We start from the raw sequence: 12,938 nt of genomic DNA, 5'->3' as shown, positions 1-12,938 counted from the left end.
TTCGGGGCCGAGGTCGGCCCGCGCTCGCGTCCGGGCGGCGTCCGGGGTCGGGGCCGGGCCCGGCCCGGTGCGTGGCCGCCCCCGACCCGCCCCGACCCGCCCCCGGCCCGGCTCCCGCCTCACACCCCCATCGGCGTGTGCAGCTCCACGGTGATCTCGACCTCGACCGGGGCGTCCAGCGGCAGCACCGCCACCCCGACCGCGCTCCGGGCGTGGATGCCCGCGTCGCCGAAGGCCGTGCCGAGCAGTTCGCTCGCGCCGTTGATCACGCCCGGCTGGCCGGTGAAGTCCGGGGCGCTCGCCACGAAGCCGACCACCTTCACCACCCGCTTCACGGCGGAGAGGTCCCCGGCCACCGAGGCCACGGCGGCGAGGGCGTTCAGCGCGCACCGCCGCGCCAGCTCGGCGCCCTGCTCCGGGGTGACGTCCGCGCCGACCTTGCCGGTGACCGGCAGGGCCCCGTCCACCATGGGCAGCTGGCCGGAGGTGTGGACGTAGTGCCCGCTCACCACGGCCGGCACGTACACGGCGACGGGCGCGGGGGCCGGGGGCAGCTCCAGCCCGGCCGCGGCCAGGCGTTCTTCGGGTGTCGTGGGGGTGGCGGTCACGAAGGTCTCCTCGGGGGATGGGAGGGGTCAGGGCCGGGTCACGCGTACCTGGTAGCGGCCGTTGCGCAGCTCGCCCACCACGGTGATGGTGATGCCCGCCCTCTCGTCGGTGAAGGTCTCGCCCGGCCGGAACGGGGCGTCCGACAGCTCCGCGTGCACGTTGGGCCGCCGCGTGCAGCCGCCGCTCCCGCTCGCACTGTCCGAGACGGTGACCGGACCGCGCCCGGTGTCGACGTCCGAGTCGACCTTGTAGATCAGCACGCCGGGCTTGCAGACGGCCTCGTCGTTCCCGGCGCGGGTGCGGACCTCCACGGCGTAGCCGGTGCTCTCGGAGAGGGGGACGAAGGCCAGCTTGGTGCCGCCCCCGACGGCCAGCGGGGACAGGACGTGCTCGCTGGTCCCGGAGGTGGAGGCACAGCTGACCTGGCTGCTGTCGAGCCAGCCGAGCTTCCACTTGTGCCAGCCGAGGAGGTCGTTGTTGGCGCCCCAGTCCTCGCTCATGATGTCCCAGTGCCCGACCGCGCCGCCGCCTTCGGAGGTGTACAGGTCGGGCAGCCCGAAGACGTGCCCGTTCTCGTGGGGGAGCACCCGGTAGCCGGTCTCACGGTAGGAGCCGGAGCCGTCGTCCTGCCGGCTGTAGACGAAGGACGTGTTGGCGAGCGGCACCCCGTCCGCCACCGGCGCCTCGCGGTTGCCGGAGAAGGTGACCGACAGGACGGTGTCCAGCGCGGACGGTCCGGCGTTCGGGGTGACCAGGATGTTGACCAGGTCGTACCGGCTGAAGTCCACCTCGGCGTCGGCGGCCTTCACGATGTGCTCGACGAGCTGCCGGTAGCCGGGCTCGTAGGGGGAGCCGCGTTCGATTCCGTACGCGGCGAAGGGCATCGGCATCCGCAGCCAGTTCCGCACCGGTGACTCGGCCCGGTAGTCGAGGCGCCCGTACGAGCTGGTGCGGAACCAGTCGGAGGTCTGCGGGAAGAACTCCGCCAGCCGGTCCATGGCGGTGCCCTCGCCCTTGGCGTCGGGGAAGTCGATCATCAGGTTCAGTGCGCGGACCTCGCCGGTGGAGCGGGAGTATCCGGGCGGGGTCGGCATGCCCTCCGACATCTGGACGCCCATGGTCCCGGTGATCCGGCAGGGCGCCAGCACCGACTCGGCGCTCGTGGCGACGGGGCCGGCGGCGGAGTGGCCGCGGCCGGACATGCCGTCGCTGGCGGTGGCGGTGACGCCCAGGGCCAGTGCGGTGATCCCGATGAACGCGCTGGTGCGGCAGGGTCTGCGTATCCGGCGGCGGGTCTGCGGCATGGAGCTCGCCTTCGGTCCGCGGCAGCCGGCCGGCTCCGGACTGCTCTGTCCGCTCACCCTCCGACGTTGGCGACACGCCCGCGCGTCGAAAGCCTCGAAATGTGGCCCAACCGGGCCAAATATCCCTCCTGGGCGTGTGGCGCGGCTCACACGCACGAGTGAAATAACCGGGGAGTGGATCCCCGTTTGAACGAGAGTCCCACAAAGCGGGGACCGGCTCCCCGGTTCGGGAGGGCCGCACCAGCGGATCCGCCTGGATCCACGCCCCAGGAAGGCCCCGGAATGAAGAGCTCCGCCCACGTCCCGGCGGCCGCGCCCCAGGCGGCCGTGGCCCTCGCCGGACCCGCCCGTCCCGCGGCGCCCACCGCCGCCCCCGCGGCGCCCACCGCCGCCCCCGCGACGCCGACCGCCGCCCCCGCGACGCCGACCGCCGCCCCCGCGGCGCCGACCGCCCGGGTCCCGAAGCCGCGAGCCGACGCCGTGCGCAACCGGGAGCGGATCCTGGTGGCGGCGCGCGAGATGTTCGTGGAGCACGGCGCGGACGCCCCCCTCGACGAGATCGCCCGCAGGGCCGGCGTCGGCAACGCCACCCTGTACCGGCACTTCGCCGACCGGGCCGTCCTCGTCCACCACGTGGTGCTCTACGTGATGGACCGGGTCACCGCCCAGGCCGAGGAGTCGCTCGCCGAGGAGCCGGACGCCTTCGCGGCGCTCTGCCGCTTCACGCACGCCGCGGCCGACGAGCGGATCGGCGCCCTGTGCCCGATGCTCGCGGCGGGCTTCGACCGCGACCACCCCGAACTGCTCGCCGCCCGCGGCCGGCTGGAGGCGGCGGTCGAGACCCTCGTCACCGCCGGCCAGAGCGGCGGCCTGCTGCGCGCCGACATCGGCGTCGGCGACCTGATGGTCGCGCTTTCACAGCTCAGCCGTCCCCTGCCGGGGATCGACTGCCTGGGCGTGGAGCGGTTCGTCCACCGTCACCTCCAGCTCTTCCTGGACGGCCTGCGGGCTCCGGCCCGGTCCGAACTGCCGGGCACGGCAGCCACGTTGGAGGACCTCAGGCGCATGCCCCAGGCCTGAAACCAGATGACGGCCGCCCTGCCCGCCACCTAGCCTCAGACACCGCAAACTTCGCATTTCTCTCTTCCAGTCTTTTCAGTCATTTTTCATTCATCCGCACAGTGAAGTGGGTACCCCCATGTCCGGAACAGCCGCGACCACCCCGCCGGCTGCCGTCGACCCCAGTCGGTGGAAGGCCCTGGTCTTCATCGCCCTGGCGCAGCTGATGGTCGTCCTCGACGCGACCATCGTGAACATCGCCCTCCCCTCCGCCCAGACCGACCTCGGCATATCGGACGGCAACCGCCAGTGGGTCATCACCGCGTACGCGCTGGCCTTCGGCGGTCTGCTCCTCTTCGGCGGCCGCATCGCCGACAAGTGGGGCCGCAAGAACGCCTTCGTCGTCGGTCTGATCGGCTTCGCCCTGGCCTCCGCCCTGGGCGGCGCCGCGACCGGTGAGGCGATGATGCTGGGCGCCCGCGCCCTCCAGGGCGCCTTCGGCGCGCTGCTCGCCCCGGCCGCGCTCTCCCTGCTGGCGGTCAGCTTCACCGACGCCAAGGAGCGCGCCAAGGCCTTCGGCATCTACGGCGCGATCGCGGGCGGCGGCGGCGCCGTCGGCCTGATCCTCGGCGGCTTCCTGACCGAGTACCTCAACTGGCGCTGGACCTTCTTCGTCAACATCCCCTTCGCGGTCGTCGCGGCCGTCGGTGCCTGGATGGTCATCCGCGAGCCGGCCGGGTCCCGCAACAGCGCGCGCCTCGACGTCCCCGGCGTGATCCTCTCGACCCTGGGCCTGGTCGCCCTCGTGTACGGCTTCACGCGCGCCGAGTCGGCCGGCTGGTCGGACACGGTCACGGTGGCCATGTTCGTCGCCTCCGCGGCGCTGCTCGCGGCCTTCGTGTACGTCGAGTCCCAGGTGAAGTCGCCGCTGCTGCCGCTGCGCGTCCTGCTGGAGCGCAACCGCGGCGGTGTCTACCTCTCCCTCGGTCTGGCCGTCATCTCCATGTTCGGCCTGTTCCTCTTCCTCACCTACTACCTCCAGATCGTGAAGGGCTTCTCGCCCGTCAAGACCGGCTTCGCCTTCCTGCCGATGATCGCGGGCATGATCGTGGGCTCCACCCAGATCGGCGCCCGTCTGATGACCCGGGTCGCGCCGCGGCTGCTGATGGGCCCGGGCTTCCTGGTCGCCGGCGCCGGCATGCTGATGCTGACCCGGCTGGAGGTCGGCTCCTCCTACCCGGCGCTGATCCTGCCGGCGCAGCTGCTGCTGGGCCTCGGCATGGGCACGGCCTTCATGCCGGCCATGTCCCTGTCCACGTACGGGGTGAACCCGGCCGACGCCGGTGTGGCCTCGGCCATGGTCAACACCTCGCAGCAGGTGGGCGGCGCGATCGGCACCGCCCTGCTGAACACCATCGCCGCCTCGGCGACCACCGCGTACCTCGCCGACCACGCCGCCGAGGCCGCGGCGGGCGGTCCGGCCGGGCAGCTGGTGCAGGCCCAGGCCATGGTCGAGGGCTACGCGTCCGCGATCTGGTGGGCCGTCGGCATCCTCGTGGCCAGCGCGGCCATCGCGTTCGCGCTGATCAACACCGGCCGTCCCGGCTCCGGCGGCCCGGTGGCCTCCGGAGCGGGCGGCGCCGAGGACGCCGAGCTCAAGGTTCCGGTGATCGCCCACTGACGTCGCCCGACGTCGCCCACCGACGTGATCGCCCACTGAGCCGCTCAGCCGCTGAGCCGCTGAGGGGGAAACGCCACGCCCCTGTGCGGGAATGACTGAGGACCCCGCCTCGTTCAAATTTGAACGAGGCGGGGTCGGTCTTTTCCCGAGTCCACACGGTCCCCGCCCCGACGACGACCGAGGAGCGCTCCGTGACCACCGAGATCCCCCGCATGCCCGCGCTGTACCTCAGCCACGGGGCGCCGCCGCTCGCCGACGACCCGCTCTGGCCGGCCGAGCTCGCCGCCTGGTCCGCGGGACTGCCGCGGCCGCGCGCGATCCTGATGGTCTCCGCCCACTGGGAGGAGGCCCCGCTGGCCCTCGGCGCCGTCGAGCCCGTCCCGCTCGTGTACGACTTCTGGGGCTTTCCCGAGCACTACTACCGGGTGCGGTACGCGGCCCCGGGCGCGCCGGAGCTCGCCGCCTCGGTCCGCACCCTGCTGAAGGCGCCCGGCACCCCGGTCCAGGACGTCCCGGACCGCGGCCTGGACCACGGTGCGTACGTCCCCCTCGTCGAGATGTACCCGGAGGCCGACATACCGGTCCTCCAGGTCTCCATGCCCACGCTGGACCCGGCCCGGCTGATGGACATCGGCCGCAAGCTCGCCCCGCTGCGCGACGAGGGCGTCCTGATCGTCGGCAGCGGCTTCTTCACCCACAACCTGGCCGCGCTGCGCCACACCGGCCCCGGAGTGCCCGGCTGGTCGGCCGAGTTCGACGCGTGGGGGCGCGAGGCGCTCGCCGCGCACGACGTCGACGCCCTGCTCGACTTCGAGGCCAAGTCCCCGGCCGGCCGCCTGGCCCACCCCCGGACGGAGCACTTCGCCCCGCTCTTCGTCACGCTCGGGGCCGCCGGCTCCGATCTCACCGCGCAGCGCACGGCGGTGGACGGCTTCTGGATGGGCCTCTCGAAGCGCTCCCTCCAGTTCGGTACGGGTACCGCCTCCTAGGGGGCCATCGGCGGGCCGGTGATGTCCTCGCCGATCACGAAGCCCCGGGCCGGTCCCTCGGGGACGGCCACCCCGGTCCCGTACGGCGCCCGCACCTCCGAGGCGTACCGCGCCTCGCCGGGAACGGGGCGGGTCAGCACGCTCACCGTGCCGTGGCCGTCGTAGTCGTCGACGATCACGTACACCGGGATCCCGGCCCGGGCGTACGCGCGGCGCTTGCGGACGCGGTCCCGCGCGACGTCCTGCGGCCCCGGGGCCACGACCTCCGCGACCAGGGGCACGCTCGACGCCCTGATCCCGAGCTCGCCCCGGGCGGCGTGCCCGGTGAGGTCGTCCGGGGCGAGCAGCACGTCCGGGGCCCAGGCCTGGTATCCGCCGACCACGTACATCGCCATGTAGGGGGCGAACGGCCCGCCGGCCAGGTGGCCGGCCAGCCGGGCCCGCAGCCGGTTCGCGGTGAGGGCGTGCGTGAACGGCTGCCCCACCCGCCACATCTCGATCAGGCCCTCCACGATCTCCACGCGGAAGGTCTCGGGCGGGTCGATGGCCTGCCAGGCCCGCCAGAGGGCCTTGTCCAGCTCGGGGTCGGGTTCGGGGCCTGGTTCGGGGCCGGCGGCCGGCGACGCGTGGGCCGGCCGTGGGATGTGTGCGATCACGCGCGGCACGCTACGGCCGCGATGGGGCATGCCGAGCGAATATGCCCCGGCTTCACCCGGACGAGGGCCGAATCACCCGGACGGACGTACGTCCTACGCATGCCCGTTCACCGCCCGCCCGTCCGTCGCCCACTCGTCCTACACCTCCACCGCCGGCCCGTCCGCCCCCGGCCCGTCCGCCTCCCCCCCCTCCGCCCCCAGCCGCTTCTCGTACCACCGCACGTCCCAGTAGCGCCCGAACTTCCACCCCGCCTCCGTGAAGTCCCCGACGCGGCGGAAGCCGAAGCGCTCGTGGAGCCCGGCCGAGGCCGGGTTCGGCAGGGCGACGCCCGCGAAGGCGCGGTGCACCGGCTGCTTCGCCAGCTCCGCGAAGAGGGCCTCGTACAGCAGGGTGCCGATGCCCCGGCCCACCGCGTGCGGGGCGAGGTAGACGCTGACCTCCACCGAAGAGGCGTACGCCGGTTTCGGGCGGAACGGGCTGCTTGTCGTGTATCCGGCGATTCGATCGCCGGCCCAGGCAACCAGGAGCCTGTGCGGCCCGTCTTGAGGGTGGGAGTGCAGCCACGGGCGCCGCTGTTCCGGAGTGAACGGAACCGTGTCAAATGTGACGGCGGTCTCGCGGACGTAGTGGTTGTACAGCTCCGTGAGCTCCTCCAGGTCGGCCTCCAGGCCGGGCCTGACCTGCACGTTCTCGGGTTCTCGCAGCATGCCGCTACCTCCGGTCCGGGGGGTGGCGGGGCAGGATACTGCAGGATCCCGAAAAAGGGAGAGCGGCGTGGGAATTCTGTCCCGATTCCAGTCGTTGTTTCCTTTCGGAAGCGGGCACTCGGGAGAGTGTCCGAAGACGCACCGCGACCGATTCATCGCATCGCAAGGGAGCACGCATGGCAACCCGCGCCGTCGCCCGTCGTCAGTCCACGAGCAGCGCCCGCGCTGCGGGCGGGGAGACCGTCGACCGCGACTTGGTCGGCATGTACCTCGACGAGATCGCGCGTACGCCGCTGCTCGATGCCGCCAGAGAAGTGGAGCTCTCACAGATCATCGAGGCGGGCGTGTACGCCCGGCAGATCCTCGACGGCGAGGTGGAGCGTGACGGGGACATGCCCACCCGCGAGGAGCTGGAGGCCCTGGCCGCCGAAGGCGAGCGGGCCAAGGAGGTCTTCATCCGGTCCAATCTCCGCCTGGTCGTGGCCGTCGCCCGCCGCTACCCGCGCAGCGGCCTGCCCCTGCTGGACCTCATCCAGGAGGGCAACGCCGGCCTGGTCCGCGCCGTCGAGAAGTTCGACTACGCCAAGGGCTTCAAGTTCTCCACGTACGCCACGTGGTGGATCCGCCAGGCCATCACCCGTTCCATCGCCGACCAGTCCCGCACCATCCGCCTCCCCGTGCACCTCGTGGAGGAGCTCGGCCGGATCCGCCGGATCCAGCGCGAGTTCAACCGGGAGAACGGCCGGGACCCGGAGCACGCCGAGATCGCCGCCGAGCTCGACTCCACCGAGAAGCGCGTGGGCGACGTACTGGACTGGGCGCGCGACCCGGTCAGCCTCAACATGCCGGTGGACGACGAGGGCGACACCCAGTTCGGCGACCTCCTGGAGGACACCTCCGCGATCTCGCCCGAGCAGTCCGTGCTCTCGCTGCTGCGCAGCGAGGAGCTGGAGGACCTCCTCGGCAAGCTCGACCAGCGCACGGCCTCCATCATCAAGATGCGCTACGGCATCGAGGACGGCCGCGAGCGCACCCTGACCGAGGTCGGCAAGCAGCACGGCCTGACCCGTGAGCGGATCCGCCAGATCGAGAAGCACGCCCTGCTGGAGCTCAAGCGCATGGCCCGGGACACCGGCTTCGACGCGGTGGCCTGACCGGCCCGCCTCCCGCTCCCGCCCCTGAACGGAGTCCCGGTGCCTCCCCCCCCTGGCGCCGGGGCTCCCCCCTGTGCGGGGCGCCGAGGGGTCCGCCGTCAGACCCGCGCCCCGCCGGCCCGCGCCAGCCGCGCGCCCAGCGCCCCGGCCGCCTCCGCCAGGAACTCCGGCTCCCGCACGGTGAACTCAAGCCCCGTCAGCGCCATCCGGGCCGCCAGCCACTCCGGCGCGTCCCCGCTCTCGAAGCGCACCCGCGCCCCGTCCGCCTCCCCGACGGCCGCCTCGCGCAGCCACGCCGGCAGCTCCTCGGGAGGCACGGCGAAGGACACGTCCACCGGGTACCTGCGGGTCCCCCGCAGCGCCCGCCGGACGAACTCGGACGCCTCCATCGGCAGCGGGCGCGGGGCGAACCGGGCCCCCGTGGCGAAGGGCTCGCTCACCCGGTCCACCCGGAAGGTGCGCCAGTCCTCCCGCTCCAGGTCGTAGGCGACGAGGTACCAGCGGCTCCCCGTGCTCACCAGCCGGTACGGCTCCACCAGCCGGCGCGAATCCGCCCCGTCCCGCGCCCGGTAGGCGAACCGCAGCCGCTCCGGCCCGGCCACCGCACCGGCCATCGCCGTCAGCGTCCGCGGGTCCACGCTCGGCCCGTCCCCCCGGGTCACCGCGACCGTCGCCGACTGCAGGGCGCCCACCCGGTGCCGCAGCCGGGCCGGCAGGACCTGCTCCAGCTTCGCGAGGGCGCGTACGGAGGCCTCCTCGACCCCCTCGATGGCGTGGCCGGCCCCCGCGCGCAGCCCCACCGCGATCGCCACGGCCTCCTCGTCGTCGAGCAGCAGCGGTGGCATCGCCGCCCCGGCGACCAGCCGGTAACCGCCCTCCGCGCCCATCGTGGCCTCCACCGGGTACCCCAGCTCCCGCAGCCGCTCGATGTCCCGCCGGATGGTCCGCGCGCTCACTCCCAGCCGGCCCGCCAGCTCGCTGCCCGGCCACTCGCGCGGGGTCTGGAGCAAGGACAGGAGGCTGAGCAGCCGGGCGGGGGTGGTGTTCATAGGTCAAGATTGCCAGGTAAGTAGGACACGATCTGGCCTAGATGCGGTCTAGGTTTCTCTCCATGAGCACCGAGACGTCCATGGCAGCGCCCGGGAGAAAAGAGAACGGGCCCGTACGAGAAGAGCGGAACGCCCTCGCCGAAGCAGCACCCGCACCAGACGCCCCCGGCGGATCCGCCGCCCCGGGCGACCGCCGCCGCTGGCTGGCCCTCGCCATCGTGATGACCGCGTCCTTCATGGACCTGGTCGACGTCACGATCGTCAACATCGCGATACCCAGCATGCGCCAGGACTTCGGCGCGTCGACCAGCGCCATCCAGTGGATCACCGCCGGCTACGCGCTCGCCTTCGCCGCCGGGCTGATCACCGGCGGCCGTCTCGGTGACATCTACGGCCGCAAGCGCCTCTTCCTCGTCGGCGTCGCCGGGTTCACCGTCGCCTCGCTGCTCTGCGGGATCGCGCCCGACCCGTCCGTGCTCGTCGTCGCCCGCCTCCTCCAGGGCGCCATGGCGGCCCTGATGGTCCCGCAGGTCCTCGCGATCATCCACGTCACCTTCCCGCAGCACGAGCGCGGCAAGGTCTTCGGCCTGTTCGGCGCGATCGTCGGCCTCGGCGCGGTCTCGGGCCCGATGCTCGGCGCCCTGCTCACCGAGTGGGACCTCTTCGGCCTCCAGTGGCGCACGATCTTCCTGATCAACCTGCCCGTCGGCATCGCGGCCGTGATCCTGGGCCGCAGGTTCATCTCCGAGTCCAAGGCCCCCAAGGCCCTGCGCCTGGACCTGGTCGGTGTCGTCCTCGCGACCCTGGCGCTGGTCATGCTGATCTTCCCGCTCACCCACGGCCGGGAGAACGACTGGCCGCTGTGGGGCTTCGTCTGCATGATCGCGGCCCCCTTCGTCTTCGCCGTCTTCATCGCGTACGAGAAGCACAAGATCAAGAAGGACGGCTCCCCGCTGGTCGAGCTCTCGCTCTTCAAGGTCAAGAGCTTCGCCGGCGGCATCGCCGTCCAGCTCGCCTTCGGGCTCGTGATGGGCATCTTCTTCCTGGTCTGGACGCTCTACATGCAGATGGGCCTCGGCTGGACCCCCCTGCACGCCGGCAGCACCGGCATCCCCTTCTCCATCGCCGTCTCCGTCGCCGCCGGCCTCTCGGTCGAGAAGCTCGTCCCGCGCTTCGGCCGCAAGGTGCTCCAGGCCGGCGCGCTGGTCATGGCCGCGGGCCTGCTCCTCTACATCTGGGAGTCGGAGCGCTACGGCATGGAGATCACCTCCTGGCAGATGGCCGCCCCGCTGGTCGTCATGGGCCTCGGCATGGGCCTGATCGTCGCCCCGCTGAACGACACGATCCTGTCCCAGGTGCCGCGCGAGCACGCCGGCTCGGCGTCCGGCCTGATCAACACCACCGGCCAGACGGGCAACGCGGTCGGCCTCGCCCTGACCTCCGTCGTCTTCTTCGGGTCCATCGAGGACGACCGGATCTTCGGGGTGCCGTACGTCGACGCCTTCCGCGGCGCGCTCTGGTGGGTCGTGGCGGTGCTCGTCGTGATCTTCGCGGTGATGTTCGTGCTGCCGCGCCGGCAGGTGCCGATGTCGGAACGCGAGGGGGCCGTCGAGGGCGCCCACTGACGCCCTCCGCCCTTACGGACATGCCCGCCCTTGTGGCGGGTATGTCCGTTTTTCTTTGTTTTCTTCTGGTTCCCTGCGTAGGGTGGGGGAGCGGAAGCATTCACCACCAAACGGACACAAACCCACAGGCGGCTCGCAATGATCCTCACGGTCACCCCCAACCCCTCCCTCGACCGGACCTACGAGGTCCCCTCGCTGGACCGCGGTGGGGTGCTCCGGGCCGCCGCGGAGCGGGTCGACCCCGGCGGCAAGGGGGTCAACGTCTCCCGCGCCGTCGCGGCGGCGGGCCGCCCCACCACGGCGCTCCTCCCGCTGGGCGGCCCCTCCGGGACCCTGCTCCTGGAGCTGCTGACCGCCGAGGGCGTGGACGTCACCGCCGTCTCGATCGCCGGGCTCACCCGCTCCAACATCGCCGTCGTCGAACCGGACGGCACCCTGACGAAGATCAACGCGGCGGGTCCGGAACTCTCCGCCCAGGAGTCGGACCTCCTCCTCGACACCGTCCGCGGCTCGGCCGGCGCCGACTGGATCGCCTGCTGCGGCAGCCTGCCGCCCGGCCCTGACCACCGCTGGTACGCCGAACTCGTCGCCCGCGCCCACGAAGCGGGCGCCCGCGTCGCCCTGGACACCTCCGGCCCCGCCCTGGCAGCGGCGCTGCCCGCCCGCCCCGACGTCGTCAAGCCGAACGCCGCGGAGCTCGCCGAGGCCGTGGCCCGGCCCCTGACCACCCTCGGCGACGCCGTCAAGGCCGCCGAGGAGCTGGTCGGATGCGGCGCCGGCGCGGTACTGGCCTCCCTCGGCGCGGCCGGCCAGCTCCTGGTCACCGCCGAGGGCGCGTACCACGGCACGGCACCCGTCACGGCGGTCCGCAGCGACGTCGGGGCGGGCGACGCCGCCCTGGCCGGCTTCCTGACCGCGGGGGGCGCCGGCCCCGCCGCCCTCGCCTCGGCCCTCGCCCACGGCGCGGCCGCCGTACAACTGCCGGGCAGCGTGATGCCGGGCCCGGCGGACCTACGCCCCGAGGCCGTCCGCGTCACCCGGGACCTGCCGCTGGACCTCCCCCTGTCCGCCGGCTGACGGTCACGGAGCCGGCCGCACCCCCGCGCGGGGCGCACCGCGGACGGCGCCCGCGTCAGCGCACCCGGCCCCGCAGCTCCATCGCCCCGCGCGCGGCGCCCTCGCTGTCGTAGACCTCGCACATGTGCCGCCCGTCCGGCGTCGCCGTGTGCTCGACCTCCCACAGGCTGAACTCGCTGCCGTCCTGCAGGACGAAGGCGTGCTCGTACAGGCTGAAACCGGCGTCCCGCCCGTCGGCCAGGCACTGCCGGCCGCCGAACGCCTGCGTGATGTGGTGCGCGTACGCCGAACGCAGCAGCTCCGCCACCGCCTCACCCGGACGGTCGGCGTTCTCCGCGCGGCGCAGCACCCGCCGGGCGTGGTCGGCGGACTGCTCCCCCGTGTACTCGCGGCGGCGCTGATGGGGCGGCGAGGCGGCGAACAGCGCGCTCAGGGCCGCCAGATCCTCATCCCGGCCTTCCTGCCCGCCGCCCGGGCCGTGCGGGCCGTCCGGGCCGTGCGCGGCGGGGGGCGCGGATTCCGAGGGGGCCTCGCCGAACAGCCGGGCCACCGCCAGGCCCAGCTCGCCCTTGCTGCCGAAGACCTCGTAGCGGGTCTCACGGTCGCCGCCCAGCCGGTAGGCCAGCTCCCAGAGGGAGGCCGCACCCCCGTCGGACAGCAAGTAGGTGTGCCGGTGGGTCTCCCGCCACAGGCCCGCCGACGGGCTGTGGTGGGTGGTGTACAGCGAAGAGCTGTGGGCGAGCGCCGTACCGAGGCGCTCGACCAACCGGTCCGGCAGGTCGAAGGAGTTGAGGGCGCGGCCCAGGAGTCGCTCGAGGTGCGCCTCGGTTGTCTCGTACGGATCGCTCAAGGTGGGTCTCCAGGCCGTCGCAGCTTGTCACTTCGCGGAAGCACAACGTAGCCCCTGGCGCTGACTCCACGTCCGGGATTCGGTAAAACGTCCGGGAACCATCAGGGGTTCCCGCCACACCTTCAGGTCAACTTCCGTACGAAAGACCCTGGTTCGCTCCGGTCCGTCACATTGCGC

At 72.9% G+C, this 12,938-nt stretch carries 12 protein-coding genes; 6 read left to right on the top strand and 6 right to left on the bottom strand.

Translation table 11 applies throughout. The features are described from left to right. Positions 1 to 119 precede the first annotated feature (119 nt). Positions 120 to 608, bottom strand: a complete 489-nt coding sequence (locus tag ACZ51S_RS22615; RefSeq protein ID WP_468476717.1) for a RidA family protein — start codon at positions 606 to 608, stop codon at positions 120 to 122. A gap of 27 nt (positions 609 to 635) precedes the next feature. Next, positions 636 to 1,913, bottom strand: a complete 1,278-nt coding sequence (locus tag ACZ51S_RS22610) for a M6 family metalloprotease domain-containing protein (RefSeq protein ID WP_468476716.1) — start codon at positions 1,911 to 1,913, stop codon at positions 636 to 638. A gap of 282 nt (positions 1,914 to 2,195) precedes the next feature. Here ACZ51S_RS22610 and ACZ51S_RS22605 point away from each other — a divergent pair, with 282 nt between their 5' ends. The 3 genes from ACZ51S_RS22605 (at position 2,196) to ACZ51S_RS22595 (ending at position 5,642) form a co-directional block, all read left to right on the top strand. Beyond that, the gene (locus ACZ51S_RS22605) at positions 2,196 to 2,993 is read left to right on the top strand and encodes a TetR/AcrR family transcriptional regulator (protein ID WP_468961807.1); all 798 of its coding nucleotides are present in this window, start codon (positions 2,196 to 2,198) and stop codon (positions 2,991 to 2,993) included. Positions 2,994 to 3,111: 118 nt separating this feature from the next. Continuing rightward, positions 3,112 to 4,653 carry an MFS transporter gene (locus ACZ51S_RS22600; RefSeq protein ID WP_468476713.1) on the top strand — a complete coding sequence of 514 codons (1,542 nt, stop codon included), beginning with the start codon at positions 3,112 to 3,114 and terminating at the stop codon, positions 4,651 to 4,653. A 212-nt stretch (positions 4,654 to 4,865) separates the two neighbouring features. Next, positions 4,866 to 5,642 carry a dioxygenase family protein gene (locus ACZ51S_RS22595; RefSeq protein ID WP_468476727.1) on the top strand — a complete coding sequence of 259 codons (777 nt, stop codon included), beginning with the start codon at positions 4,866 to 4,868 and terminating at the stop codon, positions 5,640 to 5,642. On the opposite strand, the gene ACZ51S_RS22590 is transcribed toward ACZ51S_RS22595, so the two are convergent. Together ACZ51S_RS22590 and ACZ51S_RS22585 are read right to left on the bottom strand one after the other, a co-directional pair. Continuing rightward, positions 5,639 to 6,298 carry a Uma2 family endonuclease gene (locus ACZ51S_RS22590; RefSeq protein WP_468476712.1) on the bottom strand — a complete coding sequence of 220 codons (660 nt, stop codon included), beginning with the start codon at positions 6,296 to 6,298 and terminating at the stop codon, positions 5,639 to 5,641. The two genes, ACZ51S_RS22595 and ACZ51S_RS22590, sit on opposite strands and share 4 nt — an antisense overlap. Positions 6,299 to 6,436: 138 nt before the next feature. Further along, positions 6,437 to 7,006 carry a GNAT family N-acetyltransferase gene (locus tag ACZ51S_RS22585; RefSeq protein ID WP_468476711.1) on the bottom strand — a complete coding sequence of 190 codons (570 nt, stop codon included), beginning with the start codon at positions 7,004 to 7,006 and terminating at the stop codon, positions 6,437 to 6,439. 176 nt (positions 7,007 to 7,182) lie between these two features. Between ACZ51S_RS22585 and ACZ51S_RS22580 the strand changes: the two genes are divergently transcribed. Then, positions 7,183 to 8,160, top strand: a complete 978-nt coding sequence (locus ACZ51S_RS22580; RefSeq protein ID WP_388939376.1) for a sigma-70 family RNA polymerase sigma factor — start codon at positions 7,183 to 7,185, stop codon at positions 8,158 to 8,160. 98 nt (positions 8,161 to 8,258) lie between these two features. Here the strand turns inward: ACZ51S_RS22580 and ACZ51S_RS22575 are convergent, their stop codons facing one another. Next, on the bottom strand, positions 8,259 to 9,209 hold the full coding sequence (locus tag ACZ51S_RS22575) for a helix-turn-helix transcriptional regulator (RefSeq protein ID WP_468803563.1): 951 nt from the start codon (positions 9,207 to 9,209) through the stop codon (positions 8,259 to 8,261). A 62-nt stretch (positions 9,210 to 9,271) separates the two neighbouring features. Here ACZ51S_RS22575 and ACZ51S_RS22570 point away from each other — a divergent pair, with 62 nt between their 5' ends. Next, positions 9,272 to 10,834 (top strand): MFS transporter, encoded by a 1,563-nt coding sequence (locus tag ACZ51S_RS22570; protein ID WP_388939373.1) that lies wholly within the window; start codon positions 9,272 to 9,274, stop codon positions 10,832 to 10,834. Positions 10,835 to 10,972: 138 nt separating this feature from the next. Next, positions 10,973 to 11,911 carry a 1-phosphofructokinase gene (pfkB, locus tag ACZ51S_RS22565; protein WP_468961803.1) on the top strand — a complete coding sequence of 313 codons (939 nt, stop codon included), beginning with the start codon at positions 10,973 to 10,975 and terminating at the stop codon, positions 11,909 to 11,911. 55 nt (positions 11,912 to 11,966) lie between these two features. On the opposite strand, the gene ACZ51S_RS22560 is transcribed toward pfkB, so the two are convergent. Further along, a complete protein-coding gene (locus tag ACZ51S_RS22560) occupies positions 11,967 to 12,761 on the bottom strand; it encodes a DUF6227 family protein (RefSeq protein ID WP_468886340.1) in 795 nt (264 codons plus the stop codon). Positions 12,762 to 12,938: the final 177 nt, after the last annotated feature.

The organism is Streptomyces sp. NPDC034043 (assembly GCF_055575675.1).
Note: the sequence above shows the minus strand (reverse complement) of the source record. Positions and strands in the feature narration are given on the sequence as shown.